The sequence below is a fragment of the Paraburkholderia aspalathi genome, assembly GCF_900116445.1.
GTDB lineage: Bacteria > Pseudomonadota > Gammaproteobacteria > Burkholderiales > Burkholderiaceae > Paraburkholderia > Paraburkholderia aspalathi.
Window position 1 is genome coordinate 122,892 of sequence record NZ_FPBH01000025.1, and the last position, 25,287, is coordinate 148,178.

At 63.2% G+C, this 25,287-nt stretch carries 21 protein-coding genes; 11 read left to right on the forward strand and 10 right to left on the reverse strand.

The genetic code is table 11. From position 1 onward, the window contains the following. The first annotated feature begins 24 nt into the window (after positions 1-24). Positions 25-1,368 carry a TAXI family TRAP transporter solute-binding subunit gene (locus tag BM438_RS31415; RefSeq protein WP_093642889.1) on the forward strand — a complete coding sequence of 448 codons (1,344 nt, stop codon included), beginning with the start codon at positions 25-27 and terminating at the stop codon, positions 1,366-1,368. 27 nt (positions 1,369-1,395) lie between these two features. Here the strand turns inward: BM438_RS31415 and BM438_RS31420 are convergent, their stop codons facing one another. The 3 genes from BM438_RS31420 to BM438_RS31430 form a co-directional block, all read right to left on the reverse strand. Further along, on the reverse strand, positions 1,396-2,079 hold the full coding sequence (locus BM438_RS31420) for a ProQ/FinO family protein (protein ID WP_093642892.1): 684 nt from the start codon (positions 2,077-2,079) through the stop codon (positions 1,396-1,398). Positions 2,080-2,329: 250 nt separating this feature from the next. Beyond that, positions 2,330-3,694 carry a sensor histidine kinase gene (locus BM438_RS31425; RefSeq protein WP_093642895.1) on the reverse strand — a complete coding sequence of 455 codons (1,365 nt, stop codon included), beginning with the start codon at positions 3,692-3,694 and terminating at the stop codon, positions 2,330-2,332. Continuing rightward, the gene (locus tag BM438_RS31430; protein WP_093642898.1) at positions 3,694-4,353 is read right to left on the reverse strand and encodes a response regulator; all 660 of its coding nucleotides are present in this window, start codon (positions 4,351-4,353) and stop codon (positions 3,694-3,696) included. Before BM438_RS31430 ends, BM438_RS31425 begins: the two co-directional genes overlap by 1 nt. A gap of 203 nt (positions 4,354-4,556) precedes the next feature. Here BM438_RS31430 and BM438_RS31435 point away from each other — a divergent pair, with 203 nt between their 5' ends. Genes BM438_RS31435 through BM438_RS31445 form a run of 3 tightly spaced genes read left to right on the forward strand, consistent with a single transcriptional unit; the run spans position 4,557 to position 10,127 of the window. Next, positions 4,557-5,963: a TolC family protein gene (locus BM438_RS31435; protein WP_244179504.1), complete on the forward strand. Its 1,407-nt coding sequence runs from the start codon at positions 4,557-4,559 to the stop codon at positions 5,961-5,963. Then, on the forward strand, positions 5,953-7,080 hold the full coding sequence (locus tag BM438_RS31440) for an efflux RND transporter periplasmic adaptor subunit (RefSeq protein ID WP_093642901.1): 1,128 nt from the start codon (positions 5,953-5,955) through the stop codon (positions 7,078-7,080). Before BM438_RS31435 ends, BM438_RS31440 begins: the two co-directional genes overlap by 11 nt. Next, positions 7,077-10,127, forward strand: coding sequence for an efflux RND transporter permease subunit (locus BM438_RS31445; RefSeq protein WP_093642904.1), 3,051 nt, complete (start codon positions 7,077-7,079; stop codon positions 10,125-10,127). The genes BM438_RS31440 and BM438_RS31445 overlap by 4 nt, the downstream gene beginning before the upstream one ends. Positions 10,128-10,824: 697 nt before the next feature. On the opposite strand, the gene hpnK is transcribed toward BM438_RS31445, so the two are convergent. Genes hpnK through BM438_RS31460 form a run of 3 tightly spaced genes read right to left on the reverse strand, consistent with a single transcriptional unit; the run spans position 10,825 to position 13,273 of the window. Continuing rightward, a complete protein-coding gene (gene hpnK / locus BM438_RS31450) occupies positions 10,825-11,649 on the reverse strand; it encodes a hopanoid biosynthesis-associated protein HpnK (protein WP_093642907.1) in 825 nt (274 codons plus the stop codon). Next, positions 11,639-12,916 carry a bacteriohopanetetrol glucosamine biosynthesis glycosyltransferase HpnI gene (gene hpnI / locus BM438_RS31455; protein ID WP_093642910.1) on the reverse strand — a complete coding sequence of 426 codons (1,278 nt, stop codon included), beginning with the start codon at positions 12,914-12,916 and terminating at the stop codon, positions 11,639-11,641. Before hpnI (BM438_RS31455) ends, hpnK begins: the two co-directional genes overlap by 11 nt. A 12-nt stretch (positions 12,917-12,928) precedes the next feature. After that, a complete protein-coding gene (locus BM438_RS31460; protein ID WP_093642913.1) occupies positions 12,929-13,273 on the reverse strand; it encodes a hypothetical protein in 345 nt (114 codons plus the stop codon). Between the two features lie 351 nt (positions 13,274-13,624). Here BM438_RS31460 and BM438_RS31465 point away from each other — a divergent pair, with 351 nt between their 5' ends. After that, the gene (locus BM438_RS31465) at positions 13,625-14,284 is read left to right on the forward strand and encodes a response regulator (RefSeq protein WP_093642916.1); all 660 of its coding nucleotides are present in this window, start codon (positions 13,625-13,627) and stop codon (positions 14,282-14,284) included. Further along, positions 14,284-15,684 (forward strand): ATP-binding protein, encoded by a 1,401-nt coding sequence (locus BM438_RS31470; RefSeq protein ID WP_093642919.1) that lies wholly within the window; start codon positions 14,284-14,286, stop codon positions 15,682-15,684. The genes BM438_RS31465 and BM438_RS31470 overlap by 1 nt, the downstream gene beginning before the upstream one ends. Positions 15,685-15,697: 13 nt before the next feature. On the opposite strand, the gene BM438_RS31475 is transcribed toward BM438_RS31470, so the two are convergent. From BM438_RS31475 to hpnJ, 3 genes are all read right to left on the reverse strand, one after another. Then, positions 15,698-16,723 carry a flippase-like domain-containing protein gene (locus BM438_RS31475; protein ID WP_093643002.1) on the reverse strand — a complete coding sequence of 342 codons (1,026 nt, stop codon included), beginning with the start codon at positions 16,721-16,723 and terminating at the stop codon, positions 15,698-15,700. A gap of 77 nt (positions 16,724-16,800) precedes the next feature. Next, positions 16,801-17,985, reverse strand: coding sequence for a bacteriohopanetetrol glucosamine biosynthesis glycosyltransferase HpnI (gene hpnI / locus BM438_RS31480; RefSeq protein ID WP_093642923.1), 1,185 nt, complete (start codon positions 17,983-17,985; stop codon positions 16,801-16,803). Then, positions 17,982-19,403 (reverse strand): hopanoid biosynthesis associated radical SAM protein HpnJ, encoded by a 1,422-nt coding sequence (gene hpnJ, locus BM438_RS31485; RefSeq protein WP_093642926.1) that lies wholly within the window; start codon positions 19,401-19,403, stop codon positions 17,982-17,984. The genes hpnI (BM438_RS31480) and hpnJ overlap by 4 nt, the downstream gene beginning before the upstream one ends. Positions 19,404-19,667: 264 nt before the next feature. Here hpnJ and BM438_RS31490 point away from each other — a divergent pair, with 264 nt between their 5' ends. The 3 genes from BM438_RS31490 to BM438_RS31500 are packed head-to-tail and all read left to right on the forward strand — an operon-like array spanning position 19,668 to position 22,442. Further along, positions 19,668-20,729: an aliphatic sulfonate ABC transporter substrate-binding protein gene (locus BM438_RS31490; RefSeq protein WP_093642929.1), complete on the forward strand. Its 1,062-nt coding sequence runs from the start codon at positions 19,668-19,670 to the stop codon at positions 20,727-20,729. 43 nt (positions 20,730-20,772) lie between these two features. Next, complete coding sequence (locus BM438_RS31495; protein ID WP_093642932.1) at positions 20,773-21,672, forward strand: ABC transporter permease; 900 nt, start codon at positions 20,773-20,775, stop codon at positions 21,670-21,672. Then, positions 21,669-22,442, forward strand: a complete 774-nt coding sequence (locus BM438_RS31500; protein WP_093642935.1) for an ABC transporter ATP-binding protein — start codon at positions 21,669-21,671, stop codon at positions 22,440-22,442. Before BM438_RS31495 ends, BM438_RS31500 begins: the two co-directional genes overlap by 4 nt. A 100-nt stretch (positions 22,443-22,542) precedes the next feature. Here the strand turns inward: BM438_RS31500 and BM438_RS31505 are convergent, their stop codons facing one another. Further along, on the reverse strand, positions 22,543-22,746 hold the full coding sequence (locus tag BM438_RS31505) for a cold-shock protein (protein WP_007181784.1): 204 nt from the start codon (positions 22,744-22,746) through the stop codon (positions 22,543-22,545). Positions 22,747-23,057: 311 nt separating this feature from the next. On the opposite strand from BM438_RS31505, the gene BM438_RS31510 reads away from it, so the two are divergent. Next, positions 23,058-24,503 carry an NAD-dependent succinate-semialdehyde dehydrogenase gene (locus BM438_RS31510; RefSeq protein WP_093642937.1) on the forward strand — a complete coding sequence of 482 codons (1,446 nt, stop codon included), beginning with the start codon at positions 23,058-23,060 and terminating at the stop codon, positions 24,501-24,503. 152 nt (positions 24,504-24,655) lie between these two features. Then, positions 24,656-25,231 (forward strand): GNAT family N-acetyltransferase, encoded by a 576-nt coding sequence (locus BM438_RS31515; RefSeq protein WP_093642940.1) that lies wholly within the window; start codon positions 24,656-24,658, stop codon positions 25,229-25,231. Positions 25,232-25,287: the final 56 nt, after the last annotated feature.

A 25,287-nucleotide genomic window follows, 5' to 3' on the forward strand; every position in this document is an offset into this window, starting at 1 on the left:
CCCGGCTACCGGCACGGAGTGCCCATGAAAGCGTATCGCCCGCGTCCCCCGCATTTTCCCGGCGATCAGTCGCACGCCGAGTGGCGCGATCACACCTTGCCTTACATCATCGTGGCCGCGCTGATCGTGCTGATCATCACGCTCATCGTCTGGGTGGTCGATCCGGCGCCGCCGAAGACCATCACCATCAGCGCGGGTCCGCACGATAGCTCGTTCCTCGTCACCGCGAATCAGTACAAGAAGATCCTCGCCCGCAACGGCATCACGCTGAAGGTGCTGGAGTCCGATGGCTCGGTGCAGAATCTAAGCCGTCTGCTGGATCCGAAGCAGCACGTCGATCTCGCGCTCGTGCAAGGCGGTGTGGCCGATGGGCTCGATACGTCGTCGCTGATGTCGCTCGGCAGCGTTTTCTATATTCCGGTGGTGGTGTTCTATCGCGGCACGGGTATCAGCGAGCTTTCAGAACTGGAAGGCAAACGGATTGCAATCGGCCGCGAAGGCAGCGGCACGCGCCTCCTCTCACTCAAACTGCTGGAAGCAAACGGCATCCAACCAGGCGGCAACACGGTGCTGGTGCCGAGCGACGGCATGCAGGCCGCCACGCAACTCGTGGCCGGCGACGTCGACGCGGCGATCCTCAACGGCGACTCCGCGACGCGCGGCCTTATGCTGCGGCTCCTGAAAGTGCCCGGCATCTCGGTGATGGATTTCGATGAAGCGAGCGCCTATACGCGCCTCTTTCCCTATCTCGACGAGATCGACCTGCCGCCCGGCGTGCTGGATCTCAGACGCAGAATTCCGCCCGACACCATCCATCTGATCAGCCCGACGGTCGAACTCGTGGCCCGGACCGGTCTGCATCCGGCGATTTCTGACTTATTGATCGAGGCCGCCCAGGAGGTGCACGGCATGCCGGGGCTGTTGCAGCGCGCGGGGGAGTTTCCGAGTCCGGTCGCCCATGAATATCAGATCAGCGAAGACGCGCAGCGCTACTACAAGACCGGCAAGAGTTTTCTATACCGCACGCTGCCGTTCTGGCTCGCGAGCATCGGCGATCGCACGCTCGTTCTGCTGCTGCCGATGGCGGTGTTGTTGTTTCCGGCGATGCGCCTGATCCCGGCGCTGTACCGGTGGCGCGTGCGCTCGCGTATCTATCGCTATTACGGGGCGCTGATTGCGATCGAACGCGGCGCATTGGCCGATTCGACCGAGGAGGAACGCAAGCAGCTGTTCGCGGAACTCGATCATATCGAGGCCTCGCTGAGCCGCTTGCGTATGCCGCTCGCATACGCCGACGCGTTCTATGTGCTGCGCGAGCACGTCGGCTTCGTGAGGGTCCGGCTGGCGGCGCAAGGCAGCCGCCTTTAACCGGGCGGCGGGCCTTTTCTTTACGCTTTACGCTTCGGCGGTGGCCGACGGTGCTGCCGGCGGTGTAGCCGATTCAGCGGCGGGGGTGTCCGTCGAAGCGACTTGCGGCTGGCTCTCTGCCTCGGCTTGCAAAGTGGCCGACGCAGCAGAAGCATTGGCGGACGAATCAGCCGACGAAGCCGCTGCTTTCGCCGCGCCCCTGCCCGCACGATGCGCCTGCAGACGCTGCGCGCCGGCCGCTTCCTGCGCCGTGACCTTGCCTGCTTCGCCACCCGTCAGATCGACGCGCGCGGCGCCTTCAACCAGGCATTTCCAGTAGCGGCTGCCACGGCACCAGGTTTTGATCGCGTCGCGCAACTCGGCTTCGCTCAGCGACAGTTCCTTCGCGTGAACCACGAGGTCCTCGAAGATGCCGACCTTCAGCGGCAGCTTGGGTGCCGGATTCTTCGGGAAAACATTCGGGAAGCGCTTTTGCAGTCTCCCGATCGATTTCACCACCGGGTCCACCGGCTTCGCGTCAGCCGCGGGCCTGGCGTCAGCCGCCGGCTTGGCGTCTGACGCTGGCTTGTGACCAGGCGCGGCACGACGCGGCGGCGACGGCTTGCGCGCGGGCTTCGCACCGGGCTTGGCGACCGGCTTGGCCGCAGGCGCAGCTTCGGCGCGTGCCGCGGCCAGTTGCTTCTTTAATTCAGCAAGTTGTTCGAAACCCATAGCGCACAATCAATCGAGAAAGACAGGATTGTAGCAGCGTGTTGAAACATGCTCGTGAGAGGCGGTGAGACGCCGCGCGCCAGCAGTGGCGAACCTTCTGCTATGGCACGATTAAACTCGATACTTTCCGCCCCGCTTGCCGCGTTCGCATTTCATTGAGCGCGAATAAAGCCCGTATTTCATTGCGCTTTTCGAAGGATGGGGTTGAAGATCTTGTTTTTTGCCGCCAAGGTAAAAACAGAGGAAAAAACTAGCTTTTGACCGCCACAGGCACCGTCACCTCAACCGCCGTCAGGCCAAAAACCGACACGCACAAGCCGGGCCGCCCGACGTTGTTGCGCAGGGAAAGCTGCAGTTGATGCCGTGCGGCGATCCGGGCCACAATCGCCAGCCCAAGTCCGCTGCCGTCGCCCCGGGCTTCCTCCCCGCGATAGAAGCGGTCGAAAACCCGCTCGATCTCAGCCGCCGGGATCCCGGACCCACTGTCCACGACATTGAACCCCACGCGCTCGCCCGACCGTTTCAGAATCACGTCGACACGCCCACCCCGCGGCGTATGCCGGATCGCATTGTTGATCAGGTTCCCCAACAGGACACTCATCCCGTGCGGTTCAGCCAGCACCGTGTAGACATCGTAGTTCGCGCGAGCGTCTTCACACTCAAGCCCGAGATCGATCTCCCTCGTCTCCGCGAGCAGCGAAAAATCGCCGACGACCTGCTCGCCGATCCGGCGCAGACTCACCGGCACCATCGACGTCACCGGATGCGCATCCTCACGCGCCAGCGTCAACAACTGCTGCACCAGGTGAATGATCCGGTTGACCCGTCCCTCGACGCGCTCCAGCGTTTGTCCCTCGCCCTTTAGCGAGCCGTCACGGGAAGCCGCCTGCAATTGCAGCTTCAGCGCCGCAAGCGGCGAGCGCAGCTCATGTGCGGCGTCGGCGATAAACGTGCGCTGCGCCTGCGATGCAACGTTCAGACGTTGCAGAAGATCGTTGAGCGCTTGTACCAGCGGCTTGATTTCGACCGGCACGCTGCCGTCCAGACGCAATGGCTCCAGCGAATCGAGCGAACGGGTCGTCAGCGCGCGCGTCAGGCCGCCGATCGGCGCCAGCCCCCTTGCCACCACCAGCAACACCAGCACGATCGTCACCGGCACGAGCACGCCGAGCGGCCAGAGCGTATGCAGCGCCAGTTTCAACGCGAGGTCTTCGCGCACGGAGATCGGCTGCGCAACCTGGACATAACGGTCGCGCTGTTCCACCCCGAACGTGCGCCAGTGATTCTCGCCGCGCTCGACCGTGCTGAAACCGGCAGGCAAACGCGAGAATACCGGCGCCTGCCTCGAGTGATAGATGAGATTGCCGGAGCGGTCCCAGATTTCGATCACGACGCGGTCGTCAGCCAGGTCGCCCAGGTCGGGATTGCGATGTTCGCCGTCGCCCGCGCCGGCCAGATTCGACGGCAACGACAGCGCCACGGTACGCAGTTCGTAGTCGAACAGTTCGCCCGCTTCTTCGCGTGCAGTGTGAAAAATGCCGAAGCCGGCCGCGCCCGAGGCCGCGGCCAGACCGAAAATCAGCCAGCCCAGCAGCCAGCGGCGAATCGACGTCATCAGCACCTCTTCAGACGGTAGCCCACGCCGCGCACGGTCACCACCTGCTCCGCGCCGATCTTGCGCCGCAAGCTGTGCACGTGCACTTCGATGGTGTTGCTGCCCACCTCCTCGCCCCAGCCGTAGAGCTTCTCTTCCAGTTCAGGTTTGGTGAACACGCGCGTAGGCTCTTCGATCAATGCCTGCAGCAAGGCGAACTCGCGCGGCACGAGCGGCAGCAATTCGCCGCCTTTGGTGACTTCGTGCGCCGCGGGATCGAGTGTGAGATCGCCGTGCGCATAGACGGGCTGCTTCTGGCCAGTGCGCCGCCGCAAGAGCGCGCGCACGCGCGCGGCCAGCTCGTCGAGGTCGAATGGTTTGATCAGGTAATCGTCGGCGCCCGCATCGAGGCCGCGAATCCGCTCATCGACCGCGTCGCGCGCGGTCAGGATGATCACCGGCGCGGCGCCTCCGTTCTTGCGGTACGCATTGAGCACGTCGATGCCGTCCTTCTTCGGCAGGCCGAGATCGAGCAGCACGAGGTCATACACGCCGTTACCCAGCGACAGTTCCGCCGCGCGGCCGTCTTCAGCCCAGTCGATTGCGTAGCCCGAGCGGCGCATCGCGCCCAGCACCGTCTCCGCAATCATGTCGTCGTCTTCGACCAGTAGCAGACGCATGGCCTCTCCTCTCTCCAGTTTGCCCGCATTGTCCGGCCCGTTAGCTTAACGCTTCCTTATGCGTCCCTTAGGAAACGCTTAGGGGACGCTTAGGCGAGGCTTAATGTCCGTTAAGCGTTCCTTAAGCACCCCGTCAGCAGAATCGGCACCTGTTTGGCGACAGCCGTTCGCGGCCGTCTCACCTTTTGTTCAGGAGCCGGATTTTGCCCGTTTTCAACACCGCCACAGCGGCGCGGTTGCGCGTGCTCGTGCCGATCTGCGCGATGCTGCTCGGCGGCTGCACGTGGTATCACCGCGAGCCGCTCGCAGCGCAGGATACGTCGACCTCGGCCCGTTCGCTCGAACGCATCCAGATCGATCCGTCCACCATGCCGCTGCCTGAACTGGCCGCGCATCGCTTCGATCCGTCCGATGGGCTCGACATCGACGAAGTCGCGATGCTCGCAGTGGCGAACAATCCCGACCTGAAGCTGGCCCGCGACGATCTCGGCATTGCCCGAGCGCAGGCCTATTCAGCCGGATTGCTGCCCGACCCGCAACTGAGCGTATCGAGCGATTACCCGGGCGCGGCCGGCGCCACGCGCGCGTTCAATTATGGTTTGAGCATCGACGTGATGGCGATCGTGCTGCGCAGCGCGAACAAACAATCCGCCGACGCGACGGTCGCCAAAACAGACCTCGGGCTGCTGTGGCAGGAATGGCAGATCGTCGCCCAGGCGCGGCAATTGTTCATCAAGACGCGCTTCCAGCAGGACACGTTACCGCTGCTGCAACAGCAGCGCGACCTCGCGCGCACGCGCTATGAGCGCATGGCCGAAGCACACCGCGACGGCAATCTCACCGACGACACGCTGACAGCCGCACTCACCGCCTACAGCGATGCACGCAAGCAATACACAGACGCCGAGCGCGCCGCGGAACAGACGCATCACGATCTGAACGCGCTACTCGGCCTTTCGCCGGAGGTGCAGCTGTCACTCACCAGCAGCGAAGACGCGACCGAACTGTCCGACGCGACGCTCGACGCAGCGCTGGCCAAACTCGCGCAACGCCGCCCCGATCTGATCGCGCTGCAGGCAGGCTATGAAGCGCAGGAGCAGAAATACCGCGCGGCAATTCTCAGCCAGTTTCCGAGCCTTTCCGTGGGTTTCGTGCGTGCGCGCGACACCTCGAACATCTACACCAGCGGCTTCCAGATCAATCTGAGTTTGCCGATCTTCAACCGCAATCAAGGCAACGTCGCGATCGAAAAAGCGACGCGTCAGCGCCTGCGCGACGAGTATCAGTCGCGCCTGAATCAGGCGTATGCCGATGTGGCCCATCTACGCGCGGACAGCGTAATTCTCACGCGGCAGTTGCAGCAGACCGAAGCCGCGCTGCCCGACGTCGATCTCACCGCGCAGCATGCGGCCGCTGCCTACGCGCAGCGCGATCTCGTGCTCGGTGCCTACACCGATGCAGAAAGCGCCGCGCTCACCAAACGTGTCGACGTCGCCACGCTGCGCGAATCGCTCGCCGAACAACGCGTCGGCTTGCAGGCGTTGCTCGGCAGCGCGATCCCCGACGCCTTTACCTCCGCTCAGACCTTCACCGAAACTCATGCGAAATAGCCCACTAGCAGCGCGGCGGCCGCGCATCGCCGCGTATGCGATTTCTCTCGCCTGCGCTGCACTGATGAGCATCGGCGTGCATGCGGCCGATGCGGCTAGCGCGTCCGCTGGCGACGATGCGGCCGACCAGGCCGTCGTATCCGTGCAAACCGTACGGGTGCAGCGCGCCGTCATCGCGCAACCGGTCCGCGCGTATGGCATCGTGGCCGCGTCCGCGTCGAATCTGACCACGGTTAACCTGCCTTACCTCGCGCGTATCGTGCAGATGCGCGTGCAAGCCGGACAGAGCGTGACGCGCGGCACGCCGCTTTTCGTCGTGCAGGCCGACCCTGCCGCAGTACTGGCCGCCACTCAGGCGAAGAGCGCGGTGACACTGGCGCAAGGCGAACTGGCGCGCACGCAATCGCTGTACGACAAAGGGCTCGCCACGCAATCGCAACTCGCCACGGCCCGCAAGGCCGCCGAGGACGCGCAGCAGGCGCTCGCGGCGCAAAGCCAGACGGGCGTCGCGAGCGGCAACAAGATCGTCACGGCGCCGATCGACGGCGTGGTTTTGCAAGTATCGGCGGCACAGGGCGATCAGGTGCAACCGGGCGCCGCGATCCTGCAACTGGCGGGTGGTAACGGTAAGGATGCGCGCGCGAATGTGGTGCTTGGCGTCGAACCGTCGGACATCCCCACTATCCATGCTGGCGACACGGTCACGCTGCACGGCCTGTCCACCTCGCTCGCCAAGGCCGCAGCGGACGGCCACGTTGTGCTGGTCGGGGCATCGATCGATCAGCAAAGCCAGCTCGTCAACGTCGGCGCGAACGTCCCGCTCGGACAGAGCGCATTCATTCCAGGTACGCGTGTCAGCGCCGATATCGCGACGCGCAGCGGCACGCATTGGGTCGTGCCACGTGCCGCCGTGCTGAAAGACGACAAAGGCGCGTACGTATTCCAGATCACGCCGCAAAACAAGGCGCGCCGCGTGGCCGTAGTCACGCAGGTCGAGAACGGCGACCGCTACGGCGTGGACGGCCCGATCGATGCTGCTGAAGGCCTCGTCGTCAGCGGCAACTATGAATTGAAGGACGGCATGGCGGTGCGGGCTGGCGGAGGCGCGCCGCGATGAATTTCGGTCAATGGATGCAGAAGCACCGGCGCTCGCTGCTGTTCGTGATCGCGCTGCTGGCGATCGCGGGCGCGCTCACCGCGTTTCGTCTGCCGATCTCGCTGTTCCCGAACGTCGCGTTTCCACGCGCCGTCGTCTCGCTCGACGCGGGCGACCGCCCCGCTGAACAGATGGCCACACTCGTCACGATGCCCGTCGAAGAGGCGCTGCGACGCGTGCCGAACGTTCGCGATGTCGAATCGACCACGAGCCGCGGCGCCGCGGAAATCTCGATCAATTTCGACTGGGGCACCGACATGGCTCAGGCCACGTTACAGGCGCAGTCGGCCATCAGCGAGATCCTCGCGACGCTGCCGCAAGGGACCTCGATGCAGGTCCGGCGCATGGACCCGACCGTGTTCCCGGTGCTCGCGTATAGCTTGACATCGAACCAGCAATCGCTGTCGGCGCTGCGCGATCTTGCGCAGTTCCAGATGCGCCCGTTGCTGTCGTCAGTAGAGGGCGTGGCGCGCGTCGAAGTGACGGGTGGCGCGCAGGACGAATTCGAAGTCGCGATCGATCCGGCGCGCCTTGCCGCCTACAAGATCTCGCTCCCGGATGTATCGAAAGCGATCGGTGCGAGCAACGTACTGATGGCCACGGGCCGCATCGAGGATCATTACAAGCTGTACCTCGTGATTGCCAACACCACGATCACGCAACTCGACGAACTGCGCAACGTGGTGGTGTCGACCAACGGTGCGACCCAGATCCGCCTCGGCGACATCGCAACGGTTCGCCAGGGTGTCGTGCCGCAATGGATGCGCGTCACTGCCGACGGTCAGGACGCCGTGCTGCTCAATGTCTATCAGCAGCCGGGGGCAAACAGCGTGGCGATGGCCAAGGCGATCCGCGCGAAGCTCGCTGACTTCCAGCATCAGATGCCGGTGGGCGTGCATCTCTCGAACTGGTACGACCAGAGCGAACTGGTGATCGCCTCGGCGACCAGCGTGCGCGACGCGATCATGATCGGCGTGGTGCTGGCCGCCTTCACGCTGTTTGCCTTTCTGCGCAACTGGAAGATCACCGCGATCGCGGTCGCGCTCGTGCCGGTCGTGATGGCCGCGACGATCCTGCTGCTCGACGTGTTCGGCATGGGCTTCAACATCATGACGCTCGGCGGCATGGCGGCCGCGGTCGGCCTCGTGATCGACGACGCCATCGTGATGATCGAACACATCGTGCGACGCATGCGTGAAGGCGGTGCGCACAAGTTCCATGGCCGCGTGATGGCGGCGGCGCTTGAATTCACGCGGCCGCTTGCCGGCTCGTCGGCGGCGACGCTGATCATTTTCGTGCCGCTCGCGTTTTTGTCGGGCGTGACGGGTGCATTTTTCAAAGCGCTCTCGGTGACGATGGCAAGTGCCCTGTTCATTTCGTTTCTCGTCACGTGGCTCGCGGTGCCGATACTGTGCGACCGCTGGCTGAAGCCGAAGGATGCCGAGGAACACAAGGAAACCCGCTTCGCTTCGTGGATGAACCGCCGCTACGGCTTTGTGATCGAGCGCGTCACGGCACGCCCGGTTCTCGTGCTGCTCGGCCTGGTGCCGCTGATCGTGGTGGCCGCGTTCGCGTTCACACGAGTAGGCAGCGGCTTCATGCCGAGCATGGACGAAGGCGGCTTCGTGCTCGACTATCACACCGAGCCGGGCACTTCCGTCACGGAAACCGACCGCTTGATGAAGCAGATCGAGGGCATCATCCGCGCGAATCCGAACGTTGCAACTTACTCGCGCCGCACCGGCGCCGGGCTCGGCGGCGACCTGAACGAGCCCAACAAGGGCGACTTCTTCGTGCGGTTGAAATCGACTGGCCGCGAGCCCATCGAAACGGTGATGGAAGAAATCCGCTCCAAAATCGAAACGCAGGTGCCCGGCGTGAACATCGAACTCGCGCAATTGATGGAAGACCTGATCGGCGACCTGACCGCGGTGCCCCAGCCGGTGCAAATAAAAATCTACTCCGACGACCAGAACACACTCGACACCACCGCACGCAAGGTCGCCGCGCAGATCGGCAAGATTCAGGGCGTGGTGGACGTGAACGACGGCATCAATCCGGCGGGCGACGCACTCGAATTGCACATCCGCCCGGAGGCCGCGGCCGCCGAGGGCATGGACCCGCAGTCGATTGCGCAGGCCGTGTCCGACATGGTGGAAGGCAACGTTGCGACGCAATTCCAGACCGGACCGAAGACGGTGGGCGTGCGGGTGCGCGTGGCGGGCGCACTGAAGCTCACCGATACGCAACTGGGACTGCTGCAGATTCGCGCACCGGACGGCCATCTGTTCGCGTTGAACCGTGTTGCCGATCAGGTGCCGGTGACGGGCCAACCGGAGATCAGCCGAGACAATCTCAAGCGGATGGTGGCGGTGACGGCGCGCATCGACGGCCGCGATCTGGGCTCGACGATCGCGGATGTGCAGAAGACCCTGAGTGACAAGAGCTTGTTGCCGACCGGCGTGTATTACGAACTGGGCGGCTTGTACCAGCAACAGCAGATTGCTTTCAGGGGTTTGTTGAGCGTGTTCGGTGCTGCGATTGCGCTGGTGTTTGGATTGCTGCTGTTTCTGTACGAGCGTTTCCGGATTGCGCTGGCGGTGATGGCGATGCCGTTGCTCGCGGCGGGCGCTGTGTTTATCGGGTTGTGGATTACCGGTATCGAGTTGAACATCTCCGCGATGATGGGGATGACGATGATTATCGGTATCGTGACCGAGGTGGCGATTTTTTATGTATCGGAGTTGCAGGGGTTGGTGCGGGATGAAGGTATTGCGGTTGAGGAGGCGCTAATCGCGGCTGGGAGGAATCGGTTGCGGCCGATTGCCATGACCACTATTGCGGCTATTTTGGCGCTGCTGCCGCTTGCTTTTGCCCTTGGGCAAGGGGCTGCTATGCAGCAGCCTTTGGCGGTTGCTATTATTTCTGGGTTGATTGTGCAGTTGCCGTTGGTGTTGGTTTTGTTGCCGGTTTTGTTGAAGTTGTTGATGAAGGAAGGGCCCATTTAATGGGCTGGGGTTTTGCCTGCGCGGCGCTTGTTGTTCGTGGCTCTGGCCTTGGTGCCTTTCCTTGCATTGTTAGTGGTCTTTTAGCGTTCCCCCTGTGCGGGGGGGCACCTACTTTTCTTTGCCGCCGCAAAGAAAAGTAGGCAAAAGAAAGCGGCTAGAAGCCCCTGCTAAGCGGGTCCCGCAGCTCGCTCAGGGTAGTGGTGCATCTGGAATCTGTGTTCGTGCCCATGCACGTGCTTGTGACAAGGGCGTCATACGTCCGGCGGCGCTGCGCGCGCCGAAGAGCCGCTCATAAAACCGTTCGCTACGTTTTAACGTCAACGCCTCGCCGAGGCGAAGCCGAAGACCCCCGCTGCACTCAAACAAACCCCTTGGTTTCCCATGCAGACCCGTCCGCGACGCACGCAGTGCGGAGTGGGAGCTGATGACTCCTTTGTCACTAACGCCGAATGTGAGAGAGCACGGATTCCAGTCGCACCACTACCCGCAGCAGACAACGGTGCCCACTTAGCAGGGGCTTCTAGCCGCTTTCTTTGCTTATCTTTCTTTGCGGCGGCAAAGAAAGTAAGTGCCGCCCCGCACAGGGGCAACGCTAATAGACCACTAACAAATCAAGGAAAGGCACCAAAGCCAGAACAAGGAAAAGCCAAAACCCTAAGAACACTGACAAACAAGCGCCGCGCAGGCAACAAAAAAATCAACTGCTGAGCACATCTCCAAACCCACCAACCCGAACCCCCACTCCCCGAATCGCCTCAGCAACCCGAGGCGACAAAAGCGCCTGCAACTCATCGACGTGTCGATAATCCCTCATCCCATGACTCAAAACCCGATCCCCCGCAAACGCCGGATGACAATAAATCTCCCCCACCCCACGAGGCAAATCGGCAAGCGCAGCAAGCCACACCTCCTCATCCATACGCCCACTATTGGCAATTCCAACCACATAATCGTTGTGCACGATTCCGGCCCGGTTCAACCTCGCCCGCACCCATGAAATCCACGGCCGCAACCATAGCGGCGCGCCAACCTCGAACGGCAAACGCATCGCCCGCATCCCGTACTCGCGGCCAATCTCCAGAATCAACTCGAGCACCGTCGGATGCAAATGAAAATGCTTGTGCGTGTTGACGTGATCGAGCGTCAACCCCGTCCGCGCAAAAGCGTCGAACTGCGCGCGAATCTCTCGCGCCAGCTGTTTGCGAACGTGCGGCAAGAAGAAAAACCGCACCCCGTCCCGCACCATGTTGTCGCCAAAGCGGCCATGCTCGTCGAGCAAGGCCGCAATCCCCGCGCGCGGCGTGACCGCGTCGCCGTCCGCCAGTACCAGATGCAGACCGACCCGCAGCCCCGGGAGTTCGCGGGCACGCGCCACCGCATCGGCCGCGGCAGGCGCGCCGATCATCAGGCTCGCGGCCGTCAGCACGCCGTGCCGGTGCGCCTGCTCGACCGCCAGATTTACCCGTGAATGCAGGCCGAAATCGTCGGCAGTAACGATCAGGCCGCGCGGCTCAACCACCATCCGAAGTCTCCATGACATCCATCACACCCATTGCCTTCGCGCGCGTCGTCGACGCGGAGGCCTCAACGGGAACGCGTGCGCCGCGCCACACCACATGCGAGCCGAACGCGCCCGCGAGCCATTGCAATGCCAGCAAGGTATCGCGCAACGGCACGAGCGGCAAGTCGTGCCAGAAAGTACGTTCGTGACGCGCGGAACGCAAATGCAGCAGCATGCGCGCGGCAAAACCGGCCGCCGTGCCGGCGCCGCTCACCAGCGCCGCCCACAAATGCACGCCGCCGGATGGTCCGCTCGCGAGACTGCCGGTGAGCCACGCGCCGGCCACGAGCCACGGCGTCGGAAACGTGATGAACAGAAATGCAAAGCCAAGCGGATTCACCGAGCGGATCGTGCGCAGCCAACGCGTCTCACGCTGCCACAAGGCGGAAAAAGTCGGCTCGATAACATCGGTGGCCACCATCACGCGCGAAAGCACCGTGCTAAGGCCGAGCGCGCGCACGTGCTCGGCAAGCCAGTAGTCATCCGCGAGGCAGTTTTTCAGCGCGTCGAAACCGCCAATGCGCTCGAGCGTCGCGCGGCGCAAGGCCAGCGTCGCGCCGAAACCGAAGCGGCGCGAGCCGGCCGCGTGCGCGACCCGCACCGACGGCGCGAACCACTCGTTGATGAAGAGCGCGCCGACCCGCGGCCAGAAACCGCCCACACCTTGCGCCACGTAGAGGCAGGTCACCACGCCCACGCGCGGATCGGCGAGCGGCGCCGCCACGGTGTCGAGATAGTCGGCTTCGACAGCGATGTCGCTATCCGCGATCACGATCACATCATGGCGCGCCCGCTCGGCCATATTGATCAGATTGCTGACCTTGAGATTGCTGCCGTGCACGCGCGTATCGACCGCGAGCTCGATGTCGTGCATCGGATAGGCGGCCTGCAAACGGCGCACCACGGCGATGGCGGGATCGTCCGGCGACGAGACCCCGAGTACGAGCTGGAAATGCCCGTGGCGCTGGTCGCAGAAGGTTCTGAGATTTTCGTAGAGACGCGGCTCGGCGCCGCACAGCGGCTTGAGCACGCTGACGCCGACATTCGTGAAAGGAGGTAGGGAATCCGAAGCCCGGGCGGCAGCCGGGACGCTAGCGGCCCTCGCGCGCGCGCCGCGGCGCACTGCGAAGAACGGCATCGCCACCGCGGCCAGCATCGCATAGAGCGAGGCCGAGACGCAGCCGGATAACAGGATCCATTGGCATGCTGTCAATGCGTGCGCCGCCATCGCCTGTTGCCTTCAGTGCCCGGCGAGCATAAATGGTTTGCCGGTAAAGCGTAGATGAAGAACGACGAACCAGCGCCGCGGGCAGTCCGCTTCAATCAACATGGGGCGGCCGGCAGGCGTGGCGTAATGGCCCTGCTGAATGGCGAGATTGAAAGCGGCCTGCGCAAATTGGCGCATCACGATGACGCCGCTCACGATCAGCGCCAGAGCAAGAGCCTGAAACCCCGTGGAACTGAAAACCTGCTGCGAAATCGGCAGAACCAGCAGTGCCAGCAAGGCGAGCACTTCGGTAACCATGGCCGTGAGCGAAGCCGCCATTAGATGGGCTCGCAGCATGTCGGTGGTGACTGGCTTCATGGCGTGGTCTCGTGACCTGTAGGAACGCACGGCATCATGCAGTGGCGCGATTCGCCGGCACACGCACCGGTAAAACGCGCCGACAGAAGCGCCAACCGTACATTCCATCGATGTGCTTACGATTAAGTTGCGATGATCTGACAACATGACGTAGTTTCGCGTGCCCATGTCGGCCACGCGACAGTAACCTGCTGAGGGGCGATAGTAGCGATTCAAGCTGAAGGAAACCTTAAGGAAGAAAGAGGTATAAAGCGTCCAACGAAGATGATCGCTACACTTCGGATGTGTGACTCGGCGCTTGCTTAAAAACCGTCGCCGCTATGCAATAGACATCAAACGGAATCTCTCCCCATGCGCGTACTCCTCGTAGAAGACGACGACCTGATCGGCTGCGGTATTGAAGCGGGACTGCGTCAAGCCGGTTTCACGGTCGACTGGGCTCGCGACGGCCACAAGGCCGGTCTCGCGCTCGACACCACCGCCTATGCGCTCGTCCTGCTCGATCTCGGCTTGCCCAGGGTGTCGGGTATGGAATTGCTGAAGCGGCTGCGCGACGCCGGCAAGGACGTGCCCGTGCTCGTGCTAACCGCCAAGGGCACGGTGGTGGATCGCGTCGGCGGCCTCGAAGCGGGCGCCGATGACTACCTCGGCAAACCCTTCGACCTGACCGAACTGATCGCCCGTTGCCGGGCCCTGCTGCGCCGCGCGCAGGGGCGTAGCGTCGAGGTGATCCGCTATCAGGATCTGACGGTCAATCCCACCGCGCAAACCGTCGAAATCGGCAATACGCGCGTGCCCCTCACCTCGCGCGAATGGGCCATCCTGATGCAGCTGCTGACCAATCAGGGCATTCCCCAGTCGCGCTCGCGCCTCGAAGAGAGTTTGTATGGATGGCAGGAAGAAATCGAGAGCAATGCGATCGAGGTCCATGTGTCCAACCTGCGCAAAAAGCTCGGCGCCAAGCTGATCAGAACCGTGCGCAATATCGGCTACGTGGTGGAGAAAGCGTAATGTCGGCATCGATACGCCGCCGTCTGATGATGCTGGTGCTGACCAGCATCGTGCTGATCTGGGGCATCGCGCTGATCTCGAGCTATCGTCAGGCCACGCGCGAAGTCGGCGAATGGGAAGAAGCACGTCTTGCGGAACTCGCGCAAATCCTCGCGCTGCTCGACGAGCGCAATCTGACCACGCTGGCCAATGCGCGCATCGACGTGCGCGAAGAAGAAAAAGGCGGCGAACCCGGCGCGAACAATAGCGACGACGACGATTCCTTGCCGCGCGACGCGCTATTTCAGGTGCGCAGCGCGAACGGCGACGTGCTGGCGGGCAGCCCGCAACTGCGCGTGCTGCAAGCCTGGGATTTGCCCGTGCCGCCCGCAAGCGGCGCGCAAAACATGACGCTGGGTGGCCAGATGTGGCACACGTTCACCTTGCGCGATACTGCGCTCGGCCACACGGTGCGCGTGTTCGAACCGGCCAATACCCGCAGCGATCTGGTGAGCGGCGTCGCGAGCCGGATCGCCCGCCCTACGCTGATCGCGCTGCCGGTGCTGGCGCTGCTGGTATGGTTCAGCATCGGCTGGAGCCTGGTGCCGCTCAAGGTCCTCTCCGGCGCCATTCGCGCGCGCGATATCAACCGGCTGGAACCTGTCGATATTGGCCGCGCGCCGACCGAGGTGCGCCCGCTCGTCGACGCGATCAATCTGGTGCTATCGCGCTTGCGGCACTCTATCGAACGCGAGCGCGCGTTTACCGCCGACGCGGCGCATGAACTGAAAACGCCGCTTGCTGCCATCAAGGTGCAGGCGCAAGTCGCACTGGCCGAACCGGACACGGCGCTGCAGCGGGTGGCGATGGAACGCGTGGTGCAAGGCGTCGATCGCAGCGCGCGGCTCGCGGAGCAGTTGCTGCTGCTTGCGCGCCTGGATGCGCACGAAACGCTCGCCACGTCGCCACTCAGGCCCGCGGCCGTGGCGAAAGACGCACTGCTCGCCAACGAGCCCAATGCGCAGCAAAAGGACATTCGCGTAACGCTCACCGGCGACATGCGCGCCGAGATCAATGCGGAGCCCGTCTTGATGGGCATCCTGCTCGACAATCTGCTCGATAACGCGATCAAGTATGGACGCACCGGCGGCAGCATCGAAGTTGCCGTGCGGTATGACGCCGGCCGGGTGCAGCTCACCGTGCGCGACGACGGCCCTGGTGTCGCGCCCAGCGATCTCGCACGCCTCACGAACCGGTTTTTCCGCGCTACCGGCAATCAGGCCACGGGTAGCGGACTTGGCCTCTCGATCGTCGCGCGAATCGCGGAGCATTTCGGTGCGAGCCTGCATCTCGGCGCAGGGGTCGGCGAGCACGGCCTCGCCGTGGAAGTGTCGTTTCCTGCTTATGCGGGCGTGGAGTAATGACGGTGGTGTACTAACGCTGGCTGGCTTCGCCCACGACCGCCCGCCCCGCGGATTCCGCCCGCTTCGGCTCGCGATTGGCCGACTCGGCAAATTGCCACGCAATGAGTCCGGGTACGAAGATCAGCAGATCGCGAATGCGCCGCGCGCCGGCAAGCGCAAGGCAGATGGAAGGATCGAGGCCGAACGCGCCGCCGATCAGAATGAAACCGCCCTCCTGCACGCCCAGACCGCCGGGCACAAAGAACGCCGCACTGCTGATCGCCTGGATCAGCGATTCGATCACCACCGCCTCGACCAGCGTGACGTGCACGCCGAGAAAGTACAGCGCGAGCCAGATTTCGAGCGAGGTCAGGAAGCACTGCAGCGGCTGCCAGAAGAACAGATAGCGCAGCACCACGCCGCGCCGGCGCCAGATCAGCTTGATGGCCTGGTCGATCTGAGCGGATTGTCCGACGAGCGCGGCGAGCTTGCCGCTTGTCATACGATTGAGCACGCGCGTGATGCGCTCGAACGGGCTGGCATGCTGCACGAGTGCGAACAGCACCAGCAGCGGCGTGAGCACCACTACGCCCCACGCCAGTTGTCCGGCGAGCCGCAGCGTGTCGGACTGCGCATGGGCGAACAGAAAACCGATGCCGACCATCGTGAACAGCAACTGGCTGATCACCGTGAGCTGCATATCGACGACGATGCTGCCGACCGCCGTAGAGGGCCGTACGCCCCAACGCTTGAGCATCCGGAACGACACCACCTCGCCGCCGATACGCGCCACCGGCAACATGCAATTGACGGATTCGCGCACCCAGACCAGATGCAGCATATTGGCAATACTGGGCCGGTTCGCGCCGCGAATCAGCGAGCGCCAGTCGCAGGCATTGGCGATCATCGGCAGCACGTGCGCGAGCGCCGCGAGAACGAGGCCGGCGCCCGCCGCGCGCAGTGCGCCAAGCACGGCGCCGGGATTGTCCTGCCAGACCAGCCACAGCGACACCAGCAAGCCGGCAAGTGCGGCGAAGCGGCCGAGATGCTTCATCATGCGGCCACCCTTTGCACGTGCTTCAGGCACGCTGCATCGTCCTCATTACGCCCTTCCGGATACCCGCGCATCATTGCTTACCCAGCCTGCTGTTCATCCGTCATTCCGTCCTGCGCCGCCGACAGCAGGCCATCGCCATCCACTTTGAAACTGAAACCGCGCCAGATCACGCGCGAGGACCAGAAGCTCGCCACGAAAATCGAAAACGATACGATATCCCATAACGGCAACAGCCACAGGTCGCGATGCGCCTGCTGCAGCGCACGATCGGACACCAATTTCAATACGAGTCGGACGCAGACGGCGACCAGTGCAAGCGACCACGCCCACCATGCGCCATCCGAGAACGCGGTGGCGAGCAGCGCAAAGGCTAGCGGGAAAATCAGCACCGAGCCGAGGTGGCCGAGCGGATCGATGCTGCGGATCGTGCGGCTCCAGCGCAGTTCATGCGCGATCAGTTTCGTCGCGCTGTTTTCAACGCAGGCATGCGAGATCGTGAACGGCGGAATCACCACTTTCTCGCCGATCATGCGCACGGCCTCGCCGATCGCATGATCCTCGGCCAGGTGCTGCACGAATGGCGTGAAGCCACCAATTTTTTCCAGCGTATCGCGCCGCATCGCGATGCTCTGTCCGAAGCAGGGGCGCGCGAGACCGAGCGCAAGCCCCGTCACCACGCCGGGCAGGAACTGATAGTTGGTCGCCTTGGCCGACAATCTCGGCCAGAACCCGGGATCGGGCGCGCCGCGATACACGCAGGTGACGAGACCGACGCCAGGCTTCTGCAATTCGCCGACTACATTGCGCAGATAATCCGGCCCGACGCTCACGTCACTGTCGGCGAATACCAGCACGTCGTGCCGGGCCTGCGGCAGCATGTTGAGGATGTTGCTGATCTTGCGGTTCGGGCCGTACAGACGTGCGTCGGCGACCACGGTGATGTCCGCTTCCGGATGCAGCCGCCGCAGATCGTCGACGGCCTGCAATGCGGGGTCGGCCGAATCGTGCACGCCGAACAGGAATTGCACCGGGCCCGGATAGTCCTGCTGACAGAAGCTCGAGAGATTGGTGAGTAACGCCCACTCGTTGCCGTGCAGCGGCTTGACGATCGTGACCGGCGGAAAGCTGGTCGGCTCGGACACCGCTCGCGCGAAGAACCGGCCGATCAGGGCGCCCGCCAACACCGTGTAGGCGATGCCGAAAACCGCCCCCGCCGCACACGCATAGGCCAGCGTGACGGCGAGCAGATGCACGGCGTTCACGCCTCGTGGGCGCGCAGGAAGCGGAAGAATTCGACGCCTTCACGCAGGCGCCGTTTCATCATGTCCCAGCTCGTGAGCATCTCGCGCAGAATTTCCCAGATCTTCGACGGACGGAAATAGAAGCGCTTATAGAAGTTTTCGAGCTGGTGGTAAATCTCGTCACGCGACAGATGCGGATAGCCGATCGCGGCGAGCTGCACCCCTGACTTGCTGACGAGGTTGATGACCTTGTTCTCTTCCAGCCAGCCGTTTTCGACCGCCTGGTTGTAGAGCGTCGTGCCGGGATAGGGAGCCGCGAGCGACACCTGAATCGTATGCGGATTGATTTCCTTCGCGTACTCGATGGTTTTCTGGATCGTGTCCTGTGTCTCGCCAGGCAGGCCGAGAATAAAGGTGCCGTGAATCTTGATGCCGAGCTTGCGGCAATCTTCGCTGAAGCGGCGCGCAATGTCGGTGCGCAGGCCCTTCTTGATGTTCAGCAGAATCTGGTCGTCGCCCGATTCATAGCCCACCAGCAGCAGGCGCAGGCCGTTTTCCTTCATGATCTTCAACGTCGCGTACGGCACGTTCGCCTTCGCATTGCACGACCACGTCACACCCAGTTTGCCGAGACCGCGGGCGATCTCCTCGACGCGCGGCTTGAAGTCGGTGAAGGTGTCGTCGTCGAACATGATCTCCTTGACTTCAGGCATGTTGTCGCGAATCCACTTCACTTCTTCGAGCACGTTCTCGGTCGAACGCGTGCGGTAGCGATGCCCGCCCACCGTTTGCGGCCACAGGCAGAACGTGCATTTCGAACGGCAGCCGCGGCCCGTGTAAATCGACACGTACGGGTGCTTCAGATAGCCGATGAAATAGTTGTCGATCTTCAGATCGCGCTTGTAGACGGGCGCCACGAACGGCAACTCGTCCATGTTCTCCAGGATAGGGCGCGCTTCGTTGTGCTCGATCGAACCGTCTGCCGCGCGATAGCTCAGACCTTTGATGCCGGCGAACGGTTTGCCCTCGGCAACTTCCTGGCAGGTGAAGTCGAATTCTTCACGGCAGACGAAATCGATCGCCTCGCTCGCGGTCAGCGAATTGTGCGGATCGACCGCGACCTTCGCGCCGACCATCCCGATCAGCACCGAAGGCTTGCGCTTCTTCAGGTCTTCGGCGAACAGTGCGTCGGTGGGGAAAGACGGTGTGCTGGTGTGGATCACCACCAGGTCATATTGCTGTGCTATGTCGAGCGACGCTTCGACGGACAAGCCGTCGGCGGGGGCATCGAGTACGCGGCTATCGGGCACGAGCGCGGCGGGCTGCGCGAGCCACGTCGGATACCAGAACGAGCGTACTTCACGCTTGGCCTGGTAGCGCGATCCCGCGCCACCATCGAAGCCGTCATACGACGGCGCTTGCAAGAAGAGGGTTTTCATGAATGCTCCAGCAAGCCTTAGATCGGCGCTTTCAGTTTTCTGTCGGAAAACTATCGGAACTATTGCCCGCGGGGATACGGGTGGTCGCGGAGATACTACGGAGCAAAGCTGAAGGAAACCTTAAGGAAAATACTCCCGGCCCGCCTGGCCACGTCCGCCATAGCGTCCAACCTGCTTTGATTGTGAGTTTTTATTCGTTCAGTTCGGCATGCGCATTGACTACATTGATCGGTCACAACTAAACGACCATCACAGGACCAGTCAATGAAAATCCCGCGGGGCACGGCGCGCTTTTCGCTTTCTTCGATTTCCTCACACCCGCGGCATGCGCGACGTCTGCAAGCCGGCCTGAGCGCGTTGCTGATCGCGGCAACGGCCACGCTCGCCCTTCTTGCACCGGGTATCGCACGCGCCGCGCCGCCGGCCGAACTGAAACTCGACTACGCTTACTATTCACCGGAAAGCCTCGTCATCAAGCGCAACGGCTGGCTCGAGCAGGAACTCGCGCCGCAGCACACCGAGGTCAAATGGGTGCTGAGCCTCGGCAGCAATCGCGCACTCGAATATCTGAACAGCGGTGCAATCGACATTGGCTCGACAGCGGGCCTGGCCGCCGTGCTCGCCAAAGCCAACGGCAATCCGATTCGCGCGGTGTACGTTTTCTCGCGCCCTGAATGGACCGCGCTCGTGGTGCGCAAGGACTCGCCGATCAAAACCCTCGCGGACCTGAAGGGCAAGAAGATCGCCGCCACCAAGGGCACGGACCCGTTCCTCTTCACACTACGCGCACTGCACACCGCAGGCCTCTCGCGCGACGACGTGGAGATCGTCAACCTTCAGCATCCGGACGGGCGCACCGCACTCGCCAACGGCCAGGTGGACGCCTGGGCCGGCCTCGATCCGCACATGGCCGCCGCGCAAATCGACGACGGCGCGAAGCTGCTGTATCGCAACGTCGACTTCAATACGTGGGGCCTGCTCGACGCCCGCGAGGATTTCATTCGCGATCATCCCGAGACGCTCGCGCAGGTGCTCAAGGTGTACGAAAAAGCGCGCCTGTGGATCGCCGCGCATCCGGACGAAACTGCGAAGATCATCTCGGAAGAATCGAAGCTGTCGCTGCCGGTCGCCAAACTGCAACTGAGCCGCAACGATTTCAGTCATCCGCAGCCGGGCACTCAGCAACTTGCCGCGCTCAAGGCGGCCGCGCCGATTCTCACGCAGGAGCAACTGGTGAAACCGGGCACAGATCTGAATCAGGTCATCGACGCCTTGATCGACGTGAAGACGGCGCAACCTGTTATCGCCGCGAACAGCGGCCAGTGAGCCGGTGCGCCCACCGCTCCCGATGACCCTCCGACCGACTCCCATGGCTACCGACGAATCGCTCGGACTTCAGCACCGATCGCACACAACGGATGAACACGCGAGGCATCGCGCGCCGCAAGCCGCCGATGCAACGCGGGTCGCGCCGCGACCGCGCGATCCGCTCAAGCGCTGGCGCATTGCCGGATTAATCCTGCCGCTTGCCTTTCTTGCCGCGATCGAAGTGCTGGTGCGTGCGTCGGTGTTGCCGGCGCACCTCGTGCCGGCGCCGAGCACGATTGCTGAAACGCTGTGGCAACTGGGCGGCGAGCGTCTGGCCCGCCACATCGGCGCCAGCTCGATGCGCGTACTCGCGGGTTTCGGCATCGGCTCCGCACTCGCCCTTCTGTTCGGTGGGGCGATGGGTTTGAGCCGCCGCCTCGACGCCCTTCTCGACCCTGCGTTTCAGGCCCTGCGCGCGATTCCGTCGCTCGCCTGGGTGCCGATTCTGCTGCTGTGGATGGGCATCGACGAGGCGCCGAAAATCACGCTCGTTGCCATCGGCGCGTTTTTTCCGGTGCAATTGAGCGTCGTGGCCGGTATTCGTGGCGTCGACAGAAAACTGATCGAACTCGGCGAAGTCAACCGGTTGAGTCCGCGGGCGCTATTCACGCGCATCCTGTTGCCCGCGTCATTGCCGCAGATCTTCACCGGACTGCGCACGGGCTTGAGTCTCGCGTGGATGTTCATGGTCGCCGCCGAACTGATTGCCGCCACTCGCGGCCTCGGTTATCTGCTGAGCGATGGCCGCGAAACCGGCCGGCCCGATCTCGTGTTCGGCGCAATTCTGTTGCTCGCACTGCTCGGCAAGCTCAGCGACAGCATTCTTAAAACGATCGAAGCGCGTGTGCTGTCATGGCGCGATACCGCGGACGAACCATCTTCCTCGCGAGGTGCGCGATGAACGCGGCAGATCTTTCAAGTCAGGCGCCGCTGCTCCAGGTTCGTGCCGTGAGCAAGCGCTACGAAGCGCGCGCGGTGCTCGAACGCGTGACGTTCGGTATCCGGCGTGGAGAGATCGTGAGCCTGGTCGGCCCGAGCGGCTGTGGCAAGAGCACGTTGCTGCGCGTGCTGGCCGGCCTCGATCGTGACTTCGAGGGAGAGATTTTGCTCGACGGGCTGGCGCAACACGGCCCATCGCCGCGCCTCGGCGTGATCTTTCAGGAGCCGCGGCTGCTGCCGTGGCTGAGCGTGGCCGATAACATCGCATTTTCCGCCGGTCCACGGCGAGGCGCGGCCCCGCGTGTAGGCCAACTGCTCGATGAGGTCGGTCTGGCCGGCACCGGCGCGGCGTTGCCCAAGCAGCTTTCGGGTGGCATGGCGCAACGTGTGGCGCTCGCGCGTGGCCTCTTCTCCCAGCCCGACCTGTTGCTGCTCGACGAGCCGTTTAGCGCCGTCGACGCGATGACCCGCATGCGTCTGCAGGACCTCTTGCTGTCTCTGACGCGCGCGCACGGCACAGCAGCGCTGATCGTCACGCATGATCTGGATGAGGCCCTGTATCTGTCCGATCGCGTCCTGCTGCTCAACACGGCGGGCCAGCGTGGCGCCCGGCTGGTGCGCGACATCGACGTAGCCGCAGCGCATCCGCGTGACCGGCGCGACACGGCGCTCGCCGGCGTGCGAAACGAATTGATCGATGGGATGGGTGAGACGCGAAACGCTTACGCGTAACCCGACTCGCGTCGTGCGTTAGAAGCGCGAGCACATCGCGGTTGGGCGCGATCAACCACTCCCGGTCCGCCCGCCTGCGCGCGCGGACCGGTCACTGCTTTTACACCGGCTTGATGTCCGCCGCCTGCTTGCCCTTCGGTCCCTGCTTGATTTCGAAGCTGACCTTCTGGTTTTCCTGCAGCGATTTGAACCCTTCGCTGCGAATTTCCGAGAAATGGGCAAACAGATCCTCGCCACCGTCGTCCGGTGTGATAAAGCCAAAGCCCTTTGCGTCATTGAACCACTTCACTGTACCGGTTGGCATGTCGATTCCTCGTTTGCACCTTGGTTGATTGGGTTGCATTCACCAGCTTGCGCCGGTTCTTGCTACTGCTGCTTGACTTTACGCCTGTTTGCGCGGCGCCGCTCACGTAACCCTCAGCTACCCGTTTGTCCACCGCGGCAATCGGAGTAGCAAAGCCCGTGCCGCCCGTCGCCCGTGGGCTCTGCGCCGATGCGATTGCGCGCAATCAGATAAGATGACTGCTATCGGCAGTCCATCCTTGGCCGCGCAGCGTCAGCCCAATGCATCACGGCCGCGCGACCTATCGTTCTCCCCACTTACAGGAACCCAGCATGGCCACCTCGAGCTATACCGACACCCGTCTTCTGATCAATGGCGAATGGTGCGACGCAGCCAGCGGCAAAACCCTCGACGTCATCAACCCTGCCACCGGCAAGCCCATCGGCAAGGTGGCTCACGCCAGCATCCCTGATCTGGATCGCGCGCTAGCCGCCGCACAACGCGGTTTCGAAGCCTGGCGCAAGATTCCGGCCAACGAACGCGCCACCACCATGCGAAAGGCCGCGGCACTCGTGCGCGAACGTGCTTCCGACATCGCCCGCCTGATGGTGCAGGAACAGGGCAAGCCGTTTGCCGAGGCGCGCGTCGAAATGCTGTCCGCCGCGGACATCATCGAATGGTTCGCCGACGAAGGCCGCCGCGTCTACGGCCGGGTCGTGCCGCCGCGCAATCTCGCAGTGCAGCAAACCGTGCTCAAGGAGCCGATCGGCCCGGTGGCGGCCTTCACGCCGTGGAATTTCCCGGTCAACCAGGTCGTGCGCAAGCTGAGCGCGGCGCTCGCGAGCGGCTGCTCGTTCCTCGTCAAGGCGCCGGAAGAAACCCCGGCGTCACCGGCGGCGCTGCTGCAGGCGTTCGTTGAAGCCGGTGTGCCGGCCGGTACGGTCGGCCTCGTGTTCGGCGACCCGGCGGAGATTTCCAGCTACCTGATCCCGCATCCGGTGATCCGCAAGGTCACGTTCACCGGTTCGACGCCGGTCGGCAAGCAACTGGCCGCGCTGGCGGGCTCCCACATGAAGCGCGCAACGATGGAGCTGGGCGGTCATGCGCCTGTCATCGTGGCCGAAGACGCCGACGTGGCGCTGGCCATCAAGGCCGCGGGCGCCGCGAAGTTCCGCAATGCCGGCCAGGTCTGCATCTCGCCGACGCGCTTTCTGGTGCACAACAGCATCCGCGAAGAATTCGCCGCGGCGCTCGTCAAGCATGCTGAAGGCCTCAAGCTCGGCGACGGTCTGGCGGAAGGCACAACCATCGGACCACTCGCCAATGCGCGCCGTCTCACCGCGATGAGCAAGGTGCTCGACGACGCGCGCAAGACCGGCGCGAAGGTCGAGACGGGCGGTGAGCGCGTGGGCTCGGAAGGCAACTTCTTCGCGCCGACCGTGCTGACCAACGTGTCGCTCGACTCGGACGTGTTCAACAACGAGCCGTTCGGCCCGATCGCCGCGATCCGCGGTTTCGACACGCTCGAAGAAGCGATCGCCGAAGCGAACCGTCTGCCGTTCGGTCTCGCCGGTTATGCGTTCACGAAGTCGTTCCGCAACGTGCATCTGCTGTCGCAACAGATGGAAGTCGGCATGCTGTGGATCAACCAGCCTGCTACGCCCTGGCCGGAAATGCCGTTTGGCGGCGTGAAGGATTCGGGCTACGGCTCTGAAGGCGGCCCGGAAGCGATGGAAGCCTATCTGGTTACCAAGTCGGTTTCGGTGACTGCGGCTTAAGACGCCGAAGACCGTCGTCAGGTTTTCGGTTCAGGGCGAGGTTTCTGACTTCGCCCGCCTGATTGATTGCTGTGCCAGGTCCGCGAGCGCTCGTTCGCGGACTTTTTTGTTTATTGCAACTTCTCGCTCACGTTCCCCACATTCCTCACGTCATGCAACCCATACTGATCGGACAGGCCGTCGAACTCAGGCCACTTCTGCCGGAACACGCCCAGGCGCTGCTCGACGCCGCCGCGGACGGGCAATTGTGGAATATGAAGCTGACTGTCGTGCCGGGTCCTGAAACCATCGGCAGCTATATGGCAACCGCGCTCGATGGGCGTGCGGCCGGCACCGTAATGCCGTTTGTGATCGTGAGGCGCGATACTGCGGCGATTGTCGGCAGCACGCGGTTCTGGAAAATCGACCGGGTGAACCGGAAGCTGGAAATCGGCCACACGTGGCTGGGAGAATCGGTGCAGCGCTCACCGGTGAACACGGAGGCGAAGTACCTACTGCTGAGTCATGCGTTCGAAGCAATGCAGTGCGTGCGCGTGCAGTTCACGACTGACGAGCTCAACGAGAAATCACGAGCGGCGATTCTGCGGATCGGCGCGAAACAGGAAGGGATTGTCCGGCACGAGCGGATCATGCCGGATGGACGCAAGCGCAATTCGGTGCGCTTTAGCATCATCGATGAAGAGTGGGCGGAGGTTAAGGCGATGCTGGAGAGGAAGCTGGGGCGGTGAAGCCCCGCCTCCACGTCATGTGACTCGTTGTACTTCATCGCGTTCGGGCGCAAACC